Source organism: Stenotrophomonas maltophilia R551-3 (genome assembly GCF_000020665.1).
Lineage (GTDB): Bacteria > Pseudomonadota > Gammaproteobacteria > Xanthomonadales > Xanthomonadaceae > Stenotrophomonas > Stenotrophomonas maltophilia_L.
This window is the reverse complement of sequence record NC_011071.1, coordinates 4195351-4213952: the sequence shown is the minus strand read 5'-3', so window position 1 is coordinate 4213952 and position 18602 is coordinate 4195351. Positions and strand designations below refer to the sequence as shown.

The 18602-nt window shown below is 66.4% G+C and carries 18 protein-coding genes; 8 read left to right on the top strand and 10 right to left on the bottom strand.

Annotated elements, in window-relative coordinates:
* Nucleotides 1-2: 2 nt before the first annotated feature.
* The 4 genes from SMAL_RS19020 to SMAL_RS19005 all read left to right on the top strand — a co-directional run bounded on the left by SMAL_RS19020 (nt 3) and on the right by SMAL_RS19005 (nt 4569).
* Nucleotides 3-878 (top strand): tryptophan 2,3-dioxygenase, encoded by an 876-nt coding sequence (locus SMAL_RS19020; protein ID WP_012512331.1) that lies wholly within the window; start codon nt 3-5, stop codon nt 876-878.
* A gap of 180 nt (nt 879-1058) precedes the next feature.
* Nucleotides 1059-2558 (top strand): peptide MFS transporter, encoded by a 1500-nt coding sequence (locus tag SMAL_RS19015; protein ID WP_006399302.1) that lies wholly within the window; start codon nt 1059-1061, stop codon nt 2556-2558.
* Nucleotides 2559-2577: 19 nt separating this feature from the next.
* Nucleotides 2578-3177: a thioredoxin family protein gene (locus SMAL_RS19010; protein ID WP_012512330.1), complete on the top strand. Its 600-nt coding sequence runs from the start codon at nt 2578-2580 to the stop codon at nt 3175-3177.
* Between the two features lie 252 nt (nt 3178-3429).
* Nucleotides 3430-4569: a hypothetical protein gene (locus SMAL_RS19005; RefSeq protein ID WP_012512329.1), complete on the top strand. Its 1140-nt coding sequence runs from the start codon at nt 3430-3432 to the stop codon at nt 4567-4569.
* Nucleotides 4570-4587: 18 nt separating this feature from the next.
* On the opposite strand, the gene SMAL_RS19000 is transcribed toward SMAL_RS19005, so the two are convergent.
* A complete protein-coding gene (locus SMAL_RS19000; RefSeq protein ID WP_012512328.1) occupies nt 4588-5559 on the bottom strand; it encodes a PDDEXK nuclease domain-containing protein in 972 nt (323 codons plus the stop codon).
* A 228-nt stretch (nt 5560-5787) separates the two neighbouring features.
* Nucleotides 5788-6345, bottom strand: a complete 558-nt coding sequence (locus tag SMAL_RS18995) for a MarR family winged helix-turn-helix transcriptional regulator (RefSeq protein ID WP_006399184.1) — start codon at nt 6343-6345, stop codon at nt 5788-5790.
* 66 nt (nt 6346-6411) lie between these two features.
* Between SMAL_RS18995 and hppD the strand changes: the two genes are divergently transcribed.
* Both hppD and hmgA read left to right on the top strand, forming a co-directional pair.
* Nucleotides 6412-7524: a 4-hydroxyphenylpyruvate dioxygenase gene (hppD, locus tag SMAL_RS18990; protein WP_198283148.1), complete on the top strand. Its 1113-nt coding sequence runs from the start codon at nt 6412-6414 to the stop codon at nt 7522-7524.
* Between the two features lie 102 nt (nt 7525-7626).
* Nucleotides 7627-8925 (top strand): homogentisate 1,2-dioxygenase, encoded by a 1299-nt coding sequence (gene hmgA, locus SMAL_RS18985; protein ID WP_012512325.1) that lies wholly within the window; start codon nt 7627-7629, stop codon nt 8923-8925.
* An 82-nt stretch (nt 8926-9007) separates the two neighbouring features.
* Here hmgA and SMAL_RS18980 read toward each other — a convergent pair whose 3' ends face one another.
* Nucleotides 9008-9547, bottom strand: coding sequence for a hypothetical protein (locus SMAL_RS18980; RefSeq protein WP_006399178.1), 540 nt, complete (start codon nt 9545-9547; stop codon nt 9008-9010).
* A gap of 125 nt (nt 9548-9672) precedes the next feature.
* Between SMAL_RS18980 and SMAL_RS18975 the strand changes: the two genes are divergently transcribed.
* Together SMAL_RS18975 and SMAL_RS18970 are read left to right on the top strand one after the other, a co-directional pair.
* Nucleotides 9673-10326 (top strand): hypothetical protein, encoded by a 654-nt coding sequence (locus SMAL_RS18975; RefSeq protein WP_012512324.1) that lies wholly within the window; start codon nt 9673-9675, stop codon nt 10324-10326.
* A 73-nt stretch (nt 10327-10399) separates the two neighbouring features.
* Nucleotides 10400-11365, top strand: coding sequence for a sodium:calcium antiporter (locus tag SMAL_RS18970; RefSeq protein WP_012512323.1), 966 nt, complete (start codon nt 10400-10402; stop codon nt 11363-11365).
* 368 nt (nt 11366-11733) lie between these two features.
* On the opposite strand, the gene SMAL_RS18965 is transcribed toward SMAL_RS18970, so the two are convergent.
* The 7 genes from SMAL_RS18965 to SMAL_RS18935 form a co-directional block, all read right to left on the bottom strand.
* Nucleotides 11734-12123, bottom strand: coding sequence for a Na+/H+ antiporter subunit G (locus SMAL_RS18965; protein ID WP_006399173.1), 390 nt, complete (start codon nt 12121-12123; stop codon nt 11734-11736).
* Nucleotides 12120-12404: a K+/H+ antiporter subunit F gene (locus tag SMAL_RS18960; RefSeq protein WP_006399171.1), complete on the bottom strand. Its 285-nt coding sequence runs from the start codon at nt 12402-12404 to the stop codon at nt 12120-12122. The genes SMAL_RS18965 and SMAL_RS18960 overlap by 4 nt, the downstream gene beginning before the upstream one ends.
* Nucleotides 12401-12907, bottom strand: coding sequence for a Na+/H+ antiporter subunit E (locus SMAL_RS18955; protein WP_006399169.1), 507 nt, complete (start codon nt 12905-12907; stop codon nt 12401-12403). The genes SMAL_RS18960 and SMAL_RS18955 overlap by 4 nt, the downstream gene beginning before the upstream one ends.
* The gene (locus SMAL_RS18950) at nt 12904-14439 is read right to left on the bottom strand and encodes a monovalent cation/H+ antiporter subunit D (protein ID WP_012512322.1); all 1536 of its coding nucleotides are present in this window, start codon (nt 14437-14439) and stop codon (nt 12904-12906) included. The genes SMAL_RS18955 and SMAL_RS18950 overlap by 4 nt, the downstream gene beginning before the upstream one ends.
* On the bottom strand, nt 14436-14828 hold the full coding sequence (locus SMAL_RS18945) for a Na+/H+ antiporter subunit C (protein ID WP_006399164.1): 393 nt from the start codon (nt 14826-14828) through the stop codon (nt 14436-14438). The genes SMAL_RS18950 and SMAL_RS18945 overlap by 4 nt, the downstream gene beginning before the upstream one ends.
* Nucleotides 14828-17659, bottom strand: a complete 2832-nt coding sequence (locus SMAL_RS18940) for a monovalent cation/H+ antiporter subunit A (RefSeq protein ID WP_012512321.1) — start codon at nt 17657-17659, stop codon at nt 14828-14830. Before SMAL_RS18940 ends, SMAL_RS18945 begins: the two co-directional genes overlap by 1 nt.
* Before the next feature lie 333 nt (nt 17660-17992).
* The gene (locus SMAL_RS18935) at nt 17993-18478 is read right to left on the bottom strand and encodes an Mpo1 family 2-hydroxy fatty acid dioxygenase (RefSeq protein WP_012512320.1); all 486 of its coding nucleotides are present in this window, start codon (nt 18476-18478) and stop codon (nt 17993-17995) included.
* Between the last annotated feature and the right edge of the window lie 124 nt (nt 18479-18602).

Sequence of the window (18602 nt, the reverse complement as noted above, 5' to 3'; positions counted from 1 at the left end):
CCATGTCCGTCGACAACAACCAACGCGATCTCGAAGCTGGCATCCACACCGATCTGCAGGGGCGGCTGACCTATGGCGGCTACCTGCGGCTGGACCAGCTGCTCAGCGCGCAGCAGCCGTTGTCCAACCCGCCGCACCACGACGAGATGCTCTTCATCATCCAGCACCAGACCTCGGAGCTGTGGCTGAAGCTGCTCGGCCACGAACTGCGTGCCGCGATCGGCTTCCTGCAGCGTGATGAAGTCTGGCAGTGCCGCAAGGTGCTGGCGCGCAGCAAGCAGGTGCTGCGCCAGCTGACCGAGCAGTGGTCGGTGCTGGAAACGCTGACCCCGTCCGAGTACATGGGCTTCCGCGACGTGCTGGGCCCGTCCTCCGGCTTCCAGTCGCTGCAGTACCGCTACATCGAGTTCCTGCTGGGCAACAAGAACGCGCAGATGCTGCAGGTGTTCGAGCACGACCCGGCCGGCCAGGCGCAGCTGCGCACGGCACTGGAAGCGCCGAGCCTGTACGAGGAATTCCTGAAGTACCTGACCCGTTTCGGCCACGCCGTCCCGGCGGTGTACGAGGCCCACGACTGGACCCAGCCGCATGTGGCCGATGACGCACTGCAGCCGGTCTTCGAACGCATCTACCAGGACACCGACCGCTACTGGCGCGAGTATTCGCTGTGCGAGGACCTGGTGGACCTGGAGACCGCGTTCCAGCTGTGGCGATTCCGTCACATGCGCACGGTGATGCGGGTGATCGGCTTCAAGCGCGGCACTGGCGGCTCGTCCGGCGTCGGCTTCCTGGCCAAGGCGCTGGAACTGACCTTTTTCCCGGAACTGTTCCAGGTGCGCACCAGCCTGCAGGCCGCACCCCCGGCCGATCTGGCCTGACTCCCATTCAGCTTGGTTCCCGGCCGGCGGCTGGATCGTTTCAGATGCAAGTTCAGCGAGCAGGCCGGCACCTGCCTCAAACGGCGTGTATTTGACGTGAACGCCAGAAGTCGGTGATCCTCGCGCGTTGCTCCACTGCACATCGGACGTGCTCGTCATCCACCGAACCAGGAAATCCGCATGAGCTTGAACGCCACTGCGAACACCCCAGAGCCGGCCGTGCCGGACTTCAAGACCATGATGGGCCACCCGCGCCCGTTGTGGATGCTGTTCATGACCGAGTTCTGGGAACGCTTTGCGTTCTACGGCATCCGCTGGGCCTTGGTGCTGTACATCGTCGCCCAGTTCCGTGATGGCAGTGCCGCCGGTGAAGCCGACGCCAGTCGCATCTACGGTGCCTACCTGGCGCTGGTGTACGCCGCGGCGATCTTCGGTGGCTACGTGGCCGACCGGGTGTTGGGGTACCAGCGCTCGATCCTGACCGGTGCAGTCATCATGGCCGCCGGCCTGTTCATGATTTCGTTGCCGGAAGAGCATCTGTTCAAGCTCGGCCTGGCCACGATCATCGTCGGCAACGGCATGTTCAAGCCGAACATCTCGACCATGGTCGGCAAGCTGTACGGCCTGAAGGATGAGCGTCGCGATTCGGGCTTCACCATCTTCTACATGGGCATCAACATCGGCGCGATGATCGCCCCGGTGCTGACCGAGTACCTGGCCCGCAAGGTCTTCGGCACCTCGGAAATGCCGTCCTACAAGGTCGTGTTCATCGCCTCGGGCGTGGGCATGCTGATCTCGCTGGTGTGGTTCTACGTCGGACGTGCCGGCCTGAAGGGCATCGGTGCTCCGCCGGCCGGCGCTGAAGGCTTCGGCCGTGTCGTCATGGTGCTGGTGGGCTCGCTGTTCGCCATTCCGGTGGCCTACTTCCTGCTGGCCACCGGCGCCACCGCGCTGGCCTGGATCCTGGGCGTGATGTTCGCCGCGCTGGCCGTGCTGCTGCTGGTCGAGGGCATCCGCGAGGGCAAGGTGCAGCGCGACCGCGTGATCGCCATGCTGATCATCTTCGCCTTCAACGTGATGTTCTGGATGTTCTTCGAACAGGCCGGCAGCTCGTTCACCTTCCTGGCCGAGAACATCGTCAACCGCCAGATGGGTGAGTGGACCTTCCCGACCGCCTGGTTCCAGTCGGTCAACTCGGTGGCCATCATCACCCTGGCGCCGATCATCGCCTGGATCTGGGTGGCCCTGGGCCGCGCCAATCCGTCGATTCCGCGCAAGTTCGGCCTCGGCCTGCTGTTCAACGGCGCCGCCTTCGCCCTGCTGATGTATGCGCTGTCGCAGATGGTGGTGGACGGCAAGATCCCGTTCTGGACCCTGTTCATGGTCTACGTCATCCAGTCCGTCGGTGAGCTGTGCCTGTCGCCGATCGGCCTGTCGATGGTGACCAAGCTGGCCCCGGTGCGCCTGGTCGGCTTCGGCATGGGTGGCTGGTTCCTGTCCACCGGCATCGGCAACAATCTGTCGGGCATCTTCGCCGGCGTTGTGAGTGGTGAAGGCGGCATGACGGTCGAGTCGGCACTGAAGGGGTATACCTTCGGGTTCTGGGCTCTGATCGGCTCCGGCGTGGTGCTGTTCCTGGTCGCCCCGCTGATCAACAAGCTGATGCACGGCGTCAAATGATGATGAGAGGGTAGAAGGCATGCGTAGCAAGCTCGGTGGTGCAATGGTGGTGGTCTGTGCGGCGCTGATCGGCGCCTGTTCCCAACCGCAACCGCCTGCCGTCGCCGAGCCTACGCAGCCCCTGGATACCCGACCCACCGAGCCACCGGTCGCTGACCCCAGCGAACCGGTGGCCTCGGGCAACACCCCGGTGGCGGCGGACATCGCCGCCATCGCAGGGCTCGGTGCTCAGTTCGACCCGGCCCGCGACCCGGCCAATGACCTGGCCACCGCCAAGGTGGAAGCCCAGCGTGGCAAGAAGCGCATCCTGCTCGAGGTCGGCAACGCCGCCTGCGAGCGCTGCCATGCGTTGGACGAACTGGTGGAAGGCAATGGCGACCTGCGCCGCTTCCGCGACGCCCACTATGTGTGGGTGAAGGTCAACGCCAGCGACGAGCAGCCCAACACCGCCTTCTTCGCACAGTTCCCGATGATGGAACGCGACTACCCGTATCTGCTGGTGCTCGATGCCGATGGTGGACTGCTGGTATCGCAGGCGACTGGTGAGCTGCGCAAGGGCGAAACTTTCCAGCCCGCGCGCGTGACCGCGTTCCTCAAGCAGTGGGCACCTGACCGGTAGTGCCGGCCGCTGGCCGGCAACCTCGCTGGGTGCCGCCTGCTGGTCAGCAGGCTCTGATGGCTGCCAACCGCTGGCCAGCAACCTCGGTGGGTGCCGACCGTTGGTCGGCACAGAAGTGCATCCACGCAGGGCGTGGATCTATTGCGCGCGCCGTCACACTCTCCGAATCGGTGTCTCAATTTCACTGCGTGCACGCCGCTACCGGCAAGGACTTCAGTCGACGCCCCGTCGATGCAACCTACCGGAACGCCCATGCACAGCGACCACGCCGAACGATTGCCCGAACCTGCCAGCGCATTGGCCGAGGGCGGAGCAGATGAGGGCGTGACCCTGCCCCCGCAGGAGGCGCTGCTGGATGACGCGGGTACCGGCGGGGATACCGTTGAACTGGCACCGCCGCGTCACCGCCTGCCGCAGATCGCGCTGCCCGACAACGTGGTGCTGAAGGGTGCGGTGCAGAAACTGGTCGAGCAGAAATCACGGCTCGATGCGTTGGCCGCCGAAGGCCAGCTGGCCGGGCTGCTGCCGCCGGAATGGCAGGGCCATGGCGTGCGTGCCATCGAACTGTCCACCTTCATCCAGGGCGTACTGCCGTTCCTGCAGCCGGGCGAACGTGGCGAAACCGCGCCCGCACGCCTGCCGGTGCGCCATGTGCTGGGCGATGACAGCCGCTGGGGCCTGGACGATGTCTCCGAACCGAAATCGCTGGCCTGGTACCTGGCCAGTGATGAGCGCGCCACTGCCGGCAGCAAGGATGTGGCCGAGGCCTATCTGGTGGGTGCACTCGGCCTGGCGTGGATGCAGGAAGGGCGCAGCCGTCCTGGATTCCTGCGCGCGATGGGCCAGGACAGCCTGGCGGCGCGGGTGACCATGCTCGGCTACCCACCAGCCGGGGAGCTGGCGCTGTACAGCGTCACCGCCCACGGCCAGCCACAGATCTGGTGCGTGCATGGCCGGCGCCGCATGCGCCCGTTGGTGGCGCCGTGGCTGAGCGTGCCGCTGCTGACCGCCTACGGCGTGCCGGCACCGGTGGCGTGGCCGTCCAGTTTCCCGCCGGTGGAGGCCGTGGCCGAGCTGCTGGCGACCGCACGCCAGGGGCGCGCGCTGCCGGAAGTGGACCTGGGCAAGGTGGTGGCGAAGATCGCCGAGGATGCAGCGTCCGATGCCTGGCAACCGGTCAGCCTGCTGCAGCTCAACACCTGGTCGCCGCGCTGGCACTTCTTCCTGGGCACCTTCGTCGGCCTGCCGTCGCTGCTGCTGGTGGCCGCGGCGCTGGCGCTGCCAGGGGCGGTCGAAGCGGCCACGGTTGCGGCTTCGCTGGGCTTCGCCGGTGGCGCCATCGCCGCGCTCGCAGTGCCGTGGATCCATGCACGGCGCAAGCATCTGAGCTGAGGCGTGGGTGCAGTGGAACTACAGAGGGCTGGGCGGCAGGTTCTCCATCTGTTGCCGGGCCCGCTCCATGGCGGTTTGCAATCTCTGCTTGAGGACCTCACGAGAGGGCAGGGTGGTCAGGTATTCCGCAACATGGATGCCTGAGCGGTCCAGCTCCAGCAATTCGATCTGGCCCGCCTTCTTCCCTGTGCAGAGGATGATGCCCAACGGCGCTTGCTCACCGTCCTCACGTTCATGGCGGTCCAACCAGCGCAGATAGAGCTCCATCTGTCCTTTGTACGCAGGCTTGAACTCGCCGATCTTCAGCTCGATGGCAATCAGCCTACGCAGGCGGCGGTTGTAGAACAGCAGGTCCAGATGGAAGTCATCGCCGTCGATCTGGATGCGCTTCTGGCGAGCGACGAAACTGAAGCCCGTGCCAAGTTCGAGCAGGAAGCCCTGCATCTCGCGAAGGATCGCGCTTTCCAGGTCCTGCTCGTCCCAGCTGTCCTTCAGGCCAAGAAAATCCAGTACGTAGGGATCACGCAGTACCAGCCCTGGAGACAGCTGCTGGTTGCCGCGGAGTGCCGCCAACTCATCGGCGATGGTCTGCTCGGGCTGACTGGAAAGCGCGGTGCGCTCATACAGCATCGAATCGATGCGCTGGCGTAGCGTGCGCACGCTCCAGCCCTCGGTGCCGGCCATCTGTGCATAGAAATCGTGCTTGAGCGGATCCGCAAGCGGGATCAGCGCGATGAAGTGGGTCCAGCTCAATTGTCGTATCAGCGATACGACAATCTGCTCGTCTGCAAATGCGATGGAGAACTGCACCATCCGGCGCAGGCTCTTCTCACCGAAGGACGTGCCGAACTCGGCAGACAGTGCCTTTGCGATCCGGGTGAAGAGAAGCTCTCCGTAGCGGGCCCGTTGCCCAGCCATCTGATCCACATGGATGCGGCGGCCTATTCGCCAGTACAGCAGGGTCAGCTCGGCGTTGATGGTCCTGTGCATCTGCGGAAATGTCGGCGGGCGAGGGCGACACCCGAGGACGGGATCTGCGGGAAGTGAATGCGTTCGATGGCCTCGCTTGCGTCCCGCCCACGGCCCGCCAAAGAGCGGGTCGCGTCAGAACAAAGGGGGCGGACGACAATCGCCCAGCCACTGTTCCGCTACCGACCAGGGTCGACATCCGCGACCTGGGGCACAAAACGACTTAATCCCCTCCGTCCCCTTTTTCTTTCAGACCCCTTCGCCCATCCGCTCCAGGCCGTCGCCGGCCAGGCGCAGGATCAGCTTCTCCAGCACCTGCTCTTCCTCGTCGCTCAGCACCGACATCAGTTTGCGGGTGATCTCGATCACCATCGGCGCGATGGTCTCGTAGACCTCGAAGCCGGCTGCCGACAGCGCCAGCACCGAGCGACGGCGGTCGTCGCCATGGGTCTCGCGCTTGATGAAGCCACGCTCCAGCAGGCGGGCCACGGCGCGGCTGACTGCCACCTTGTCCATCGCCGTGCGGTCGGAGACCTCGCTGGCCGAGGAACCCGGGTACAGCGCCAGGATGGTGATCACCCGCCACTCGGGGATCGCCAGACCGTAACGATCGCCGTATAGCTTGGCGATGTTGCCGCTGACCCGGTTGGACAGCACGCTCAGCCGGTACGGCAGGAACTGTTCCAGGTCGAGCAGGACGTGCGAGGAACGCAGGCGGGTCGAAACGGGATCGGCGGGGCTCATGTTGCGGTGCACCTTGCTGGTGGTTTCAAGTGTAACTATAAGGGGTAGGTCCAGACCCTGCATTCTCGCCGGGTCCCTACCTGCCCGCACCTGGTTTGTACCGATGCGGTACCGATTCGGAGCCACGCCATGAATACCGCAGTCCCGACCGCCTCGCACCCCAACCCCGGCATGCAGGTCACCACCTTCGAGAACCCGATGGGCATCGACGGCTTCGAGTTCGTCGAATTCGCCGCCCCGGCCGGCCGTGGCCAGGAGCTGCACGAGTACTTCCGGAAGATGGGCTTCAGCGCGGTGCTCAAGCACAAGCAGCGTCCGATTACCGTCTATCGCCAGGGCGACGTCAACTTCCTGGTCAATGAAGACCCGGATTCGTTCGCTTCGGACTTCGCCGAAAAGCACGGCCCGTGCGCCTGCGGCTTCGCCATCCGCTTCAAGAAGCCGGGCCAGGAGGTCTACCAGACCGCGCTGGGCAACGGCGCCGAAGCCATCGCCTTCAAGCCGGACAGCAAGGCGGTCAGCGCGCCGGTCATCAAGGGCATCGGCGACTGCATGCTGTACCTGGTCGACCGCTACGGCAGCGCCGGCAGCATCTTCGATGGCGACTACGAGCTGATCGCCGGCGCCGAACTGCGCCCGAAGGGCTTCGGCTTGACCTTCATCGACCACCTGACCCACAACCTGTACTTCGGCAACATGCAGCAGTGGTCGGACTACTACGAGCGCCTGTTCAACTTCCGCGAGATCCGCTACTTCGACATCAAGGGCCTGAAGACCGGCCTGGTGTCCAAGGCGATGACCGCGCCGGACGGCATCGTGCGCATTCCGCTGAATGAATCGTCCGACCCGAAGAGCCAGATCAACGAGTACCTGGATGCGTACAAGGGCGAAGGCATCCAGCACATCGCCTGCTTCACCGAGAACATCTACGAGACCGTCGAAGCGATGCGTGCGCAGGGCGTGGACTTCCTCGACACTCCGGAGACCTACTTCGACGTGATCGACCAGCGCGTGCCGAACCACGGTGAAGACGTGGCGCGCCTGGCCAAGAACAAGATCCTGATCGACGCTGATCCGGAAACCCACCAGCGCAAGCTGCTGCAGATCTTCACCCAGAACTGCATCGGCCCGATCTTCTTCGAGATCATCCAGCGCAAGGGCAACGAAGGCTTTGGCGAAGGCAACTTCACCGCGCTGTTCGAAAGCATCGAGCGCGACCAGATCCGCCGCGGCGTGCTGTAACGTTCCGGGAGGCGCCGGGCCAGTCCCGGCGCCTGCTCATCTGTAGAGCCGAGCCATGCTCGGCTGCTTTCCGTTCCGGTCCCGCCGTACCCAGGAGCCCCCATGTCCCCCGCCATCACCGCCCGCGGCTACCAGTCCGGCTTCGGCAACGAATTCGCCACCGAGGCCGTCGCCGGCGCGCTGCCGGTCGGGCAGAACTCGCCGCAGAAGGTGGCCCACGGCCTGTACGCCGAGCAGTTGACCGGCACCGCGTTCACCGCGCCGCGTGGCAGCAATCGCCGCAGCTGGCTGTACCGGATCCGCCCGGCGGTAACCCATGGTGAGTTCACCCCGTTCGCGCAGTCGCAGCTGCAGTGCGATTTCGCTGCGCAGCCGGCGTCGCCGAACCAGCTGCGCTGGAGCCCGTTGCCGCTGCCGGAGCTGCCGACCGACTTTGTCGAAGGTCTGTATACGATGGGTGGCAACGGCTCGCCGGATGCGCATGCCGGTGTGGGTATCCACCTCTACGCCGCCAACCGCGACATGGTCGGCCGCTATTTCTACGATGCCGATGGCGAACTGCTGATCGTGCCGCAGCTGGGCGCGCTGCGCCTGTTGACCGAGCTGGGCGTGATCGAGATCGAGCCGCAGCAGATCGCGGTGATCCCGCGTGGCGTGCGGTTCCGCGTCGAACTGCCCGATGGCCCGAGCCGCGGCTACATCTGCGAGAACTACGGTGCGCTGCTGAAGCTGCCTGACCTCGGCCCGATCGGCTCCAATGGCCTGGCCAACCCGCGCGACTTCGAAACTCCGCACGCGGCGTTCGAGGATGTTGACGGTGATTTCGAGCTGATCGCCAAGTTCGAGGGCCGCCTGTGGCGCGCGCCGATCGACCATTCGCCGCTGGACGTGGTGGCCTGGCACGGCAACTACGCGCCGTACCGCTACGACCTGCGCCGCTTCAACACCATCGGCTCGATCAGCCATGACCATCCGGACCCGTCGATCTTCCTGGTGCTGCACTCGCCCAGCGACACGCCGGGGACCAGCAACATGGACTTCGCGATCTTCCCACCGCGCTGGCTGGTAGCACAGAACACCTTCCGTCCGCCGTGGTTCCACCGCAACATCGCCAGCGAGTTCATGGGCCTGGTGCATGGCGCCTACGACGCCAAGGCCGAAGGCTTCGTGCCCGGCGGCGCCTCGCTGCACAACTGCATGAGCGGCCACGGCCCGGATGCGCCGACCTTCGACAAGGCCTCCAACGCGGACCTGTCCAAGCCGGACGTGATCAAGGACACGATGGCCTTCATGTTCGAGACCCGCGCGGTGATCCGCCCGACCGCGCAGGCCTTGGCTGCCGGCCATCGGCAGGGCGATTACCAGCAGTGCTGGAACGGCCTGCGTAACAACTACCGCTGACCCGAAAAAGGGACGGAGGGGATTAAGTCGCAATCGGCACACGTGTGCTGATTGCGACTTAATCCCCTCCGTCCCCTTTTCTTCAGGCGGCCTCCGCGAACGCGTCGCAATGCTCCAGCGGCAGCGCCTCCAGCAGGCGTTGCCGCACGCGCTGGCAGTAGCCGTCCGAGGTCAGCCCGGGCAGCATCTGCATCGCCGACTGCAGCCGCTGCAACACCTCGTCTTCCGCACGCGCCTGCTGCAGGTCGCGGAACAGTGCTGCCGCCTGCGGGTGGCGCTGCATCTCCAGGATGCCCAGCACATAGATGCGCGCGGCCACCAGCGAGCGGCGGCGTTCGACCGGTGTGGCCGCAGGCGGCAACGGCGCCGGTGCGGGCGGGGCAGCGACGGATCCGGCGGCCGGCCCGGGAGAGGGGACAGGTGCGGCCGGCCCTGTACTCAGATAGCCCGCCTGCACCAGCTGGATGACCATCGCAGGTGCGTCCTGGCCGAGCAGGCCGGTCAGGTCGGCAATGGTGCGCTGGCCGTCGCACAGGATCAGCAGCCGGCGCTGGCGCATGTCCAGCGGCGCGCGGTGGGCCTGCAGCGCAGTTCGGGCGAGATCGGTCTTGCGCGGTTGCATGGAAGGGACAGCCAAGTCGGTGCTCGCCGAGCCTGAACGAAGGCGATGAAACGGCGATGACAATGCAATGCCTGCACATCTGCTGCGCTAGCGTGCAGCCACCTTCGTGCCAGGGAACCGCACCGATGAAGCACCTTCCGATTGCTGGTCTGTTGCTGCTTTCGCTCACCGCCTGCGGCGGCCAGGACAAACAGGGGGCGGCCGGCAGTGGCAGCGATACCCCGGCCGAAACCGCTGCGGCGACCGGGCCCGCGCAGTCGACGGATCCTGATCTGGCAGCCCGTCCAGCCAATGACCGCCGCGAGGACAGTCCCGCGCACCTGGAGGGCTTCGCCGGCGCGAAGCTGGGCGCCGGCATCGCTGAGGTCCGCAGCGGCTTCGGCACCCCGCTGCAGGGCTTGGGCAGCGATGCTGCCGGCAAACCGCTGCCGGTCGACGACAGCAACGATGGCTGCTATTTCCTGCGACCGCAGAATGCCGAGGATCCGCGCCTGATGATCGAAGGCCGCAAGCTGGTGCGCTATGACGTGCACAGTGCTGCGGTCATCGCACCGGGCGGCGGCAAGGTCGGCATGACCCTGGGCGAGTTGCAGGTGCTGTATCCCGAGCGTGGTGATGTCGTCCCCGACAAGTACGACGAGAAGGCCCAGCACCTGCGCGTGCGGCCGGCGCAGGAGGGCGGTGCGGTGATCGACTTCGCGCTCGGCGCGGACGGCCGGGTCGGCGCGTGGCGGGTGGGCCAGACTCCGCAGGTCGATTATGTGGAAGGCTGTGGCTGATCCTTGATCCACGGCCCAGCCTTGCGCACGGGCCAAGCGTAGAATCGCGCCACGACCGCTGGGGGAGTGCTCGATGATCGCCATTGCAATTGCCTGGTTCCTGCTTGGCCTGCTGCTGCTGGCGCTGGGCGGGGACTCCATCGTCAAGGCCGTGTCCGGCCTGGCGCAACGCTTCGGGGCCAGTCCGTTCACGGCCGGCCTGTTGCTGCTTGGAGTGACCACTTCGCTGCCGGAACTGGCGGTCAACGCACGCGCGCTGGCGGTCGGTCAGCCGGAGCTGGCGCTGGGCAACGCGGTGGGCAGCAGCATCGTCAACCTGGGCCTGACCCTGGCCGTCGCTGCGATGGCTGCGCCGCTGCTGCTGCGCGCGCGATTGCAGACGGTACTGTGGTGGTCGCTGCTGGCGGCGGGCGTGGTGCTGATCCTGTTCGGTCTTGATGGCGGCCTGGCGCGCTGGGAAGGCGGCGTGCTGGTGGCTGGTTTCATCATCGTGCAGGTGGTGCTGCTGCGTCGTGGCCGCAGCGAGAGCGCCGAGGTGCAGGCGGCGATCGCCGAATCCGCGTTGAGCCGTACCAGCCTGCCGTTGAATGTGCTGCGCGTGGTGATCGCGGCGCTGGCGCTGTACTGGGGTGCCCGCCTGGTGGTCGGTGCGGCGGCGGACTTCGGTGTTGCACTGGGGTGGACGCCGCTGCTGGTCGGTCTGCTGCCGGTCGCGATCGGTACCGCATTGCCGGAGGTGGCAACCGCGATCGCTGCGGCACGCCGTGGCCATGGCGACATGGTGATGGCCCACGTGCTGGGCTCCAGTGTGGTCAACCTGCTGCTGGTGATCGGTGCGATGGCCGTGCTGCAGCCGCTGGCGCTGCCGGCCTCGTTCGTGCGCCTGGAACTACCGGCACTGCTGGCCTTCGCGCTGGTGCTGTACCCGATGCTGCGTGGCGACCTGAAGATCAGCCGCGGCGAAGGCGCGATCCTGCTGGTCGCGTTCCTGGGCTGGTTCATGCTGGAGCTGCTGCTGGTGGGCGCACCGGGGTTGTAGAGCCGAGCCCATGCTCGGCTGCCGTTGGTGCCAAGAACACCGTGCCGACCAACGGTCGGCACCCACCACCGATCACCCGGTAGCTGCCAACCTTGGTTGGCACTCGCAGCAACAAAGCGCCGACCAAGGTCGGCCTCTACCGGGCATTGCGGTCGGTAGATCCACGCCATGCGTGTATGCGGTTGGCTCCGTACTGACCAACGGTCGGCACCCACCACCGATCACCTGGTAGCTGCCAACCTTGGTTGGCACTCGCAGCAACAAAGCGCCGACCAAGGTCGGCCTCTACCGGGCATTGCGGTCGGTAGATCCACGCCATGCGTGGATGCGGTTGGCTCCGTACCGGCCAAGGTCGGCCTCTACCGGGGTTACCGGCCCTGCGAACCTTCTTCCTCACGCACCGGCTCCGGCGGCGGCAGCTGCTCTTCGGCAGCCGGTTCGTTGCCGGGCAGGCTGGGGCGGGTTTCCATCAGCAGCGACAGCGCGGCCTTGGCCATCATGTGCGCGCTGATCGGTGCGGTGATGAACAGGAACACGGTGATCAGCAGCTCGCGCGGCTGCGGATCCTGGCCGAGGAAGATGTGGTAGCACACCGAACACACCAGCACGCAGCCCACGCCCAGCGTGCTGGCCTTGGTCGGCGCGTGCAGGCGCTTGAAGAACGTGGACAGCTTCACCAGGCCCAGCGCACCGACCAGGATGAAGAAGCAGCCGAACAGCAGCAGGATCGACAGGCCGATCTGGATCGCGGTGATCATTCGACGATGTCCCGGCGCAGCACGAACTTGCTCAGCACCACGGTGCTGCCGAAGCCGAGCATGGCGATGACCAGGGCAGCCTCGAAGTAGATCGCGGAGTTCAGGTACATGCCGAACAGCATCAGCTCGGCGATGGCGGTCACCGACAGCGTATCCAGCGCAAGGATGCGGTCGGGCACGGTCGGTCCGCGCAGCAGGCGCCAGGTAGCCAGCAGCATGGCCAGGCCGACCACGTGCATGCACACCACCAGCGTGGTCTGGATGATCTGGAATCCAGTCATGGGAAAATCTCCATCAACGGGGCTTCGTAACGTCGTTTGATCGTATCGATCAGCGCCTGCGGGTCTTCCAGGTGCAGCACATGCACCAGCAGGAACCTGCGGTCTTCGCTGAGCGCGGCCGAAACCGTGCCCGGGGTCAGCGTGATCATGCTGGTCAGCGCGGCGATGCCGTGGATGTTGGCGATGTCCAGCGGCAGCCAGATGAAGCCCGGATGGATGTTCTTCTCCGGTCCCAGCACCTGCAGGGCGACGCGGATGTTGGACATCAGGATGTCCCACAGGGTCACGCACAGCAGCTTCGGCAGCGGGCGCAGAGTACCGATGCGGGCGAATTCGCGGTCCAGGCGCGCGGCGAACAGTGGCACCACCACGCCCAGCACCAGGCCGAGCACGGTCTGGCCGACGGTGAAGCTGTCGGACATCAGCAGCCAGAACGCCACCACCATGATGCTGAGCATCGGTGAGGGAATGATGCGGCGGAACAGGGAGCGCTGGGCGGTCATGGCTGGCGGATCTCCGGTGCGGTCGCGCGCAGCTGCTGCACGTATTCGCCGGGCTGCAGCAGCTGTGCGGCGGTGGCGTCGGTGTAGCGCATCAGCGGTGCAGCGGCCAGGGTCATGCCGATGCCATAGGCCAGCAGGATGCAGGCCGCGTACAGCTCGACCCGGCGCAGCCGTGCCTTGCGCGGCGGCGGCGCATCCGGATCGACTGGCGGCACGCGCCAGAACAGGCGGATGCCACCGCGGGTCAGGCCCATGATCACCAGCAGGCTGCTGACAAGAACGGCTGTCCACACCGGGCCGGTGTACTGCGCCGGCATGCCGGCCAGCAGTGCGGCCTTGGCCAGGAAGCCGGACAGCGGCGGCAGGCCAGCCACCGACACCGCGGCGATCAGGAACAGCACCGCCGGCGTTTCCTTGCCCGGCATCGGTGCCACCACTTCCTTGCGGTCGCTGGCGCCACCACGGCGGCGCCGGATCAGGTCGGCGATCAGGAACAGCGCGGCGGCGACGAAGCTGCTGTGCGGCAGGTAGTACAGGCCGGCCGACAGCACCTGCGGCGTGCCCACCGAGAAGGCGATGAACAGCGTGGCGGCCGAGACGATCACCAGATAGGAGATCAGCACGCGCAGGCGGGTCGCAGCCAGTGCACCGAGGCCGCCGAGCACCAGTGTCGCCACGCCGGCCCACAGCAGCCAGTCGCGGCCATAGCCGGCCATCGCACCGGCATCGTCGCCGAACCACAGCATCTGGATGCGCAGCACCGCATACAGGCCGACCTTGGTCATGATCGCGAACAGTGCGGCCACGGCGGCCGGCGCGCGCGAATAGGCTTCAGGCAGCCACAGGTACAGCGGCATCAGTGCGGCCTTGGCGCAGAACACCAGCAGCAACAGGCCCATCGTCGCCTTCACCAGGGTCAGCTGTGCCGGCGGCACCTCGGCGATGCGCTGCGACAGCTCGGCCATGTTCAATGAGCCCAGCGAGGCGTACAGCAGGCCCAGCGCGATCAGGAACAACGTCGAGGCGGTGACGTTGAACACCACGTAGTGCAGGCCGATGCGCATGCGCAGGCCGCGGCCGCCACTGAGCAGCAGGCCGTAGGAGGCGATCAGCATCACCTCGAAGAACACGAACAGGTTGAAGATGTCGCCGGTCAGGAACGCACCGTTGAGGCCGACCAGCTGGAACTGGAACAGCGCATGGAAGTGCGGTGCGCGGCGGTCCCAGCCCGAGCAGGCATGCAGCAGGCAGGGAATGGCCAGCAGCAGGGTGGTCAGCAGCATCCACGCCGACAGCCGGTCGGCGACCAGCGCGATGCCCAGCCGCGACGGCCAGTCGCCGAGCAGGTAGACGCTGATATCGCCACTGGCGGTGGTGGCGAACAACAGGCCCACCACCAGCGCCAGCGCCGACAGCGAAGTCCAGGCCACCGCGCGCTGCACCTTCGGGCCATAACGGCGGTGCTCGACGAACAGCGACAGCGCGGCACCGAGCAGGGGAACCAGGATCGGCAGGATCACCAGGTGGTTCATGCGCGGTCCTCGCCCTGGCGCGGCGGCACACCCTCATCCTGCAGGTCGTCATCCGGCTCGTGAGCGTCCACGTGGTCGCTGTGGTTGTCGCTGCGGCTGCGCATGGCCAGCACGATGCTCACTGCGGTCATCGCGAAGGCAATGACGATGGCGGTCAGCACCAGCGCCTGTGGCAGCGGATCAGTGTAGTTGCCGAGGTTGCTGTCCACGCCCTCCTGCAGCACCGGCGCCTTGCCCAGCACCACACGGCCACCGGCGAAGATCAGCAGGTTGGTGGCGTAGGACAGGAAGGTCATGCCCAGGATCACATCGAAGCTGCGTGCGCGCAGCAGCAGGTAGACGCCGATGGCGGTCAGCACGCCGATCGCGGAGGCCAGGGCCAGTTCCATCAGTGCATCTCCCCGGTACGTGCCGAGCGGCGTTGCAGGTCGATCTCGCCCTTGCGCGCGGTGCGGGTACGAGAGGGTTTCACGGTGGCCATCATCGACAGCATCAGCATCGCGCCTCCGAACACCACCAGGTACACGCCGATATCGAAGCCGATCGCGCTGGCCAGCGGTACCTCGCCGATCAGCGGCAGGTGCAGGTCGAGGTGGCCGCTGGTCAGGAACGGCACGCCGAACAGCATCGACGCACTGCCGCTGAGGATGGCGATCAGCAGGCCCATGCCGATGCAACGGATGTAGTCGAAGCCGAAGCGCGATTCCACCGATGCGGTGCCCTGGATCACGTACTGGATCAGCAGCGGCACGGCCAGCACCAGGCCGGCGATGAAGCCACCGCCGGGCGCGTTGTGGCCGCGCAGGAACAGGAAGATCGACACGGTCAGGGTCAGCGGGAACATGATCTGGGCCAGGTCGGCTGGCACCGGCAGCTTGATCGGCGGGCCGGGCATGATCTGCTCCGGTGCCATCCGCGTGCGTCGCAGCAGTGCGTGTACCACCAGCGCGGCAATGCCGAACACGGTGATCTCGCCGAAGGTATCGAAGCCGCGGAAGTCGACCAGGATCACGTTGACCACGTTCTGGCCGTAGGCCTCGGGCAGGGCGCGGGCGAGCAGCTCGCCGGCCATGGTGTTCGGCGGCAGGGTCATCGCGGTGTAGGCCAGCGCACCCAGGCCGGCACCGGCGATGATCGCGATCACCGCGTCACGGCGCTTGCGCCAGCGCGGGCGCTCCGGCCCGGACTGCGCAGGCAGGTAGTTCATGCCCAGCAGCATCAGCACCAGGGTCACCATCTCCACCAGCAGCTGGGTCAGCGCCAGGTCCGGTGCGGACAGGAACACGAAGGTCAGCGCCACCATCAGGCCGACGCCGCCGACCAGCAGCACCGCCAGCAGGCGTTGCTTGTAGACGCGCAGGGTGGCGACCGCACAGGCCATCATCACCAGCCACAGCGCCCAGCCCAGCAGCGGGATCGGCTGCGGCGCGGTCCAGTTCGGCGAGGCCGGATTGGCCACGAACGGCGCGGCGGCGACCACGATCGCCACCAGCACCAGGCCCAGCAGCATGCGCTGCAGGCTGCCGTTGGCGATGCCGTTGGTCAGTCGCTGTGCTGCGGCTGAGAGCAGGTCCAGCTGGCGGTGGAACACGTTGCGGCCGGGGCTGGTATTGGTCACCCCGTGCAGGTTGATCAGCCTGCGCAGGCCGAAGTACAGCGCCACGCCGCCGACCACGCCGATCGCGCTCATCGCCAGCGGCAGGTTGAAGCCGTGCCATACGGCCAGGCTGTACTCGGGCATGGCGTTGCCGAGGATCGAGGCCGCAGCGGCATGCAGCACCGGCGCCACGGTCAGTGCCGGGGCGATGCCCACCGCCACGCAGATCACCACCAGCAGTTCCACCGGCACCTTCATCCAGCGCGGCGGCTCATGCGGAACGCGGTCGAGGTCGTGCGGGCCGGGGCCGAAGAAGGTGTCGTGCACGAAGCGCAGGCTGTAGGCCACGCCGAACACACCGGCCAGCAGCGCCGCGATCGATACGGCCGTGCGCATCGCGCCCGGGCCGCCACCGGCGGTCAGCGCTTCGGCGAACAGCATTTCCTTGGACAGGAAACCGTTGAGCAACGGGATGCCAGCCATCGCCAGCGAGGCGATGATCGCCAGCGCGCTGGTGAATGGCATCAGCCTGCGCAGGCCACCCAGCTTGCGCATGTCACGGGTGCCGGTTTCGTGGTCGATGATGCCGGCGGCCATGAACAGCGAGGCCTTGAAGGTGGCGTGGTTGAGGATGTGGAACACGCCGGCCACCACCGCCATCGGCGTGGACAGGCCGAACAGGAGGGTGATCAGGCCCAGGTGCGAAATGGTCGAGTAGGCCAGCAGGCCTTTCAGGTCGTGCTGGAAGATCGCGTTCCAGGCACCGATCAGCAGGGTCAGCGCGCCGATGCCGCTGACCGTGTAGAAGAACAGATCGCTGCCGGCCAATGCCGGATGCAGGCGCGCCAGCAGGAACACACCGGCCTTCACCATGGTGGCCGAGTGCAGGTAGGCCGAGACCGGCGTGGGCGCGGCCATCGCGTGCGGCAGCCAGAAGTGGAAGGGGAACTGCGCGCTCTTGGTGAAGATGCCGGCCAGCACCAGGAACAGCGCGTACGGGTACAGCGCGCTGGCGCGGATCTGTTCGCCTGCGGCCAGCACCACGTCCAGGTCGAAACTGCCGACGATGCGGCCGATCAGCAGCACGCCACCGAGCAGGGCCAGACCACCGCCGCCGGTGATCACCAGCGCCATGCGCGCGCCCTCGCGGGCGTCCTGGCGGTGCGACCAGAAGCCGATCAGCAGGAACGAGCTGATGCTGGTCATTTCCCAGAAAATCATCAGCAACAGCAGGTTGCCCGATACCACCATGCCCAGCATGGCGCCCATGAACAGCAGCAGGTAGGTATAGAAGCGGTGTGCGTTGTCCTGGCTGCTCAGGTAGTAGCGCGCATACAGCACCACCAGTGCGCCGATGCCCAGCACCAACCCGGCAAACATCCAGGCCAGCCCGTCCAGGCGCAGGGTGAAGTCCAGGCCGATCTGCGGCAGCCAGGGGACCATCGTCCGCACCACCTGGCCGTCGAGCACCGATGGGGTCAGCCAGCCGAGGATGGCCAGCCCGCCCAACGGCGCCAGCGCCGCCAGCCAGGCAGCAGTCGAGCGCGAACTACGGGGGAAGGCCGCAACAGCCACTGCCATCAGGAACGGCAGGGCCAGCAGCAGGGGCAGGCTGGGGAGCATGCAGGGAATCCATGATTCACGAGCAGGTCAGGGAGGATAACAGGCTGCGAAATGTCGCCGAAACCCATCGAACAGCGATCAATTGCATGTAACGTTCGCTGATTCATTTTTTCTGCGGCGCAACATCACGTTCCTGCAGTCGCTCCCGGGTTGCCCTCGGGGATCACCCTACGCCCACGCAGGGAGACCGCAGGCCCTGTCGCACAGGGGCTGCCGTCGACGGGCGGGAGGTGGGGGGCGGGTCACCGGCGCAGGCTGGCAGGGCCGCCGTGGACTACGGGTGACGGAATCTGCCCGTTCAGGAAACAACAGCTCTTGCCGGTCGTGGTCGGGTCAGTAACGCCAGTCGAGCTTCCGATAGGCCTTGGCCATCACCCAGGCCGGGCCGATCAGCAGGTAGGTCAGGTCGGTCAGGAAGCTGGGCTTGCGGCCCTCGAACGTGTGGCCGATGAATTGTGCGATCCAGGCCACCACGAACACGCCCACCGCCAGCCAGAACAGGTTGTGCAGGCCGATTTCCGCCTCCAGCAGCCGGCACAGGCAGCCGAACACGAAGAACTGGATGAGCATGCCGATGCCCAGCGAGCGCGACAGCTTGTTGTAGAAACACCAGGCGCTGAACATCGCGAACGCCGACCAGATGCCGTACTGGAACCAGGTGATCAGCGGCGGCACGCACCACAACAGGGCCACCACCGACCACAGGATCGCCGGCACCGCCACCACGTGGATGCGCTGGTTGATGACATTGCGGTGGTCGTCGGAATAGCTGGCGAAATAGCGGTCGATCGGCCGCGCAAGCTCGGTGGTGGTCTGCATGCTGCGTTGCTTCCCCGGACAACGGTAGTGCCGGCCGCTGGCCGGCAATCCAGAGCATAGCCGAGTTCGCGAGGTTGCCGGCCAGCGGCCGGCACTACCCCAGGCAACCGGCAGTAGAGCCAGG

Bases quoted from the DNA above. Each gene is read 5' to 3' on its own strand.
- SMAL_RS19010 (WP_012512330.1), top strand. From the start codon at position 2,578: ATGCGTAGCAAGCTCGGTGGTGCAATGGTGGTGGTCTGTGCGGCGCTG.
- SMAL_RS19000 (WP_012512328.1), bottom strand. From the start codon at position 5,559: ATGCACAGGACCATCAACGCCGAGCTGACCCTGCTGTACTGGCGAATA.
- hmgA (WP_012512325.1), top strand. From the start codon at position 7,627: ATGTCCCCCGCCATCACCGCCCGCGGCTACCAGTCCGGCTTCGGCAAC.
- SMAL_RS19005 (WP_012512329.1), top strand. From the start codon at position 3,430: ATGCACAGCGACCACGCCGAACGATTGCCCGAACCTGCCAGCGCATTG.
- SMAL_RS18995 (WP_006399184.1), bottom strand. From the start codon at position 6,345: ATGCAGGGTCTGGACCTACCCCTTATAGTTACACTTGAAACCACCAGC.
- SMAL_RS19020 (WP_012512331.1), top strand. From the start codon at position 3: ATGTCCGTCGACAACAACCAACGCGATCTCGAAGCTGGCATCCACACC.
- SMAL_RS18975 (WP_012512324.1), top strand. From the start codon at position 9,673: ATGAAGCACCTTCCGATTGCTGGTCTGTTGCTGCTTTCGCTCACCGCC.
- SMAL_RS18965 (WP_006399173.1), bottom strand. From the start codon at position 12,123: ATGATCACCGCGATCCAGATCGGCCTGTCGATCCTGCTGCTGTTCGGC.
- SMAL_RS18950 (WP_012512322.1), bottom strand. From the start codon at position 14,439: ATGAACCACCTGGTGATCCTGCCGATCCTGGTTCCCCTGCTCGGTGCC.
- SMAL_RS19015 (WP_006399302.1), top strand. From the start codon at position 1,059: ATGAGCTTGAACGCCACTGCGAACACCCCAGAGCCGGCCGTGCCGGAC.
- SMAL_RS18945 (WP_006399164.1), bottom strand. From the start codon at position 14,828: ATGGAACTGGCCCTGGCCTCCGCGATCGGCGTGCTGACCGCCATCGGC.
- SMAL_RS18940 (WP_012512321.1), bottom strand. From the start codon at position 17,659: ATGCTCCCCAGCCTGCCCCTGCTGCTGGCCCTGCCGTTCCTGATGGCA.
- SMAL_RS18955 (WP_006399169.1), bottom strand. From the start codon at position 12,907: ATGACCGCCCAGCGCTCCCTGTTCCGCCGCATCATTCCCTCACCGATG.
- SMAL_RS18970 (WP_012512323.1), top strand. From the start codon at position 10,400: ATGATCGCCATTGCAATTGCCTGGTTCCTGCTTGGCCTGCTGCTGCTG.
- SMAL_RS18960 (WP_006399171.1), bottom strand. From the start codon at position 12,404: ATGACTGGATTCCAGATCATCCAGACCACGCTGGTGGTGTGCATGCAC.
- hppD (WP_198283148.1), top strand. From the start codon at position 6,412: ATGAATACCGCAGTCCCGACCGCCTCGCACCCCAACCCCGGCATGCAG.
- SMAL_RS18980 (WP_006399178.1), bottom strand. From the start codon at position 9,547: ATGCAACCGCGCAAGACCGATCTCGCCCGAACTGCGCTGCAGGCCCAC.
- SMAL_RS18935 (WP_012512320.1), bottom strand. From the start codon at position 18,478: ATGCAGACCACCACCGAGCTTGCGCGGCCGATCGACCGCTATTTCGCC.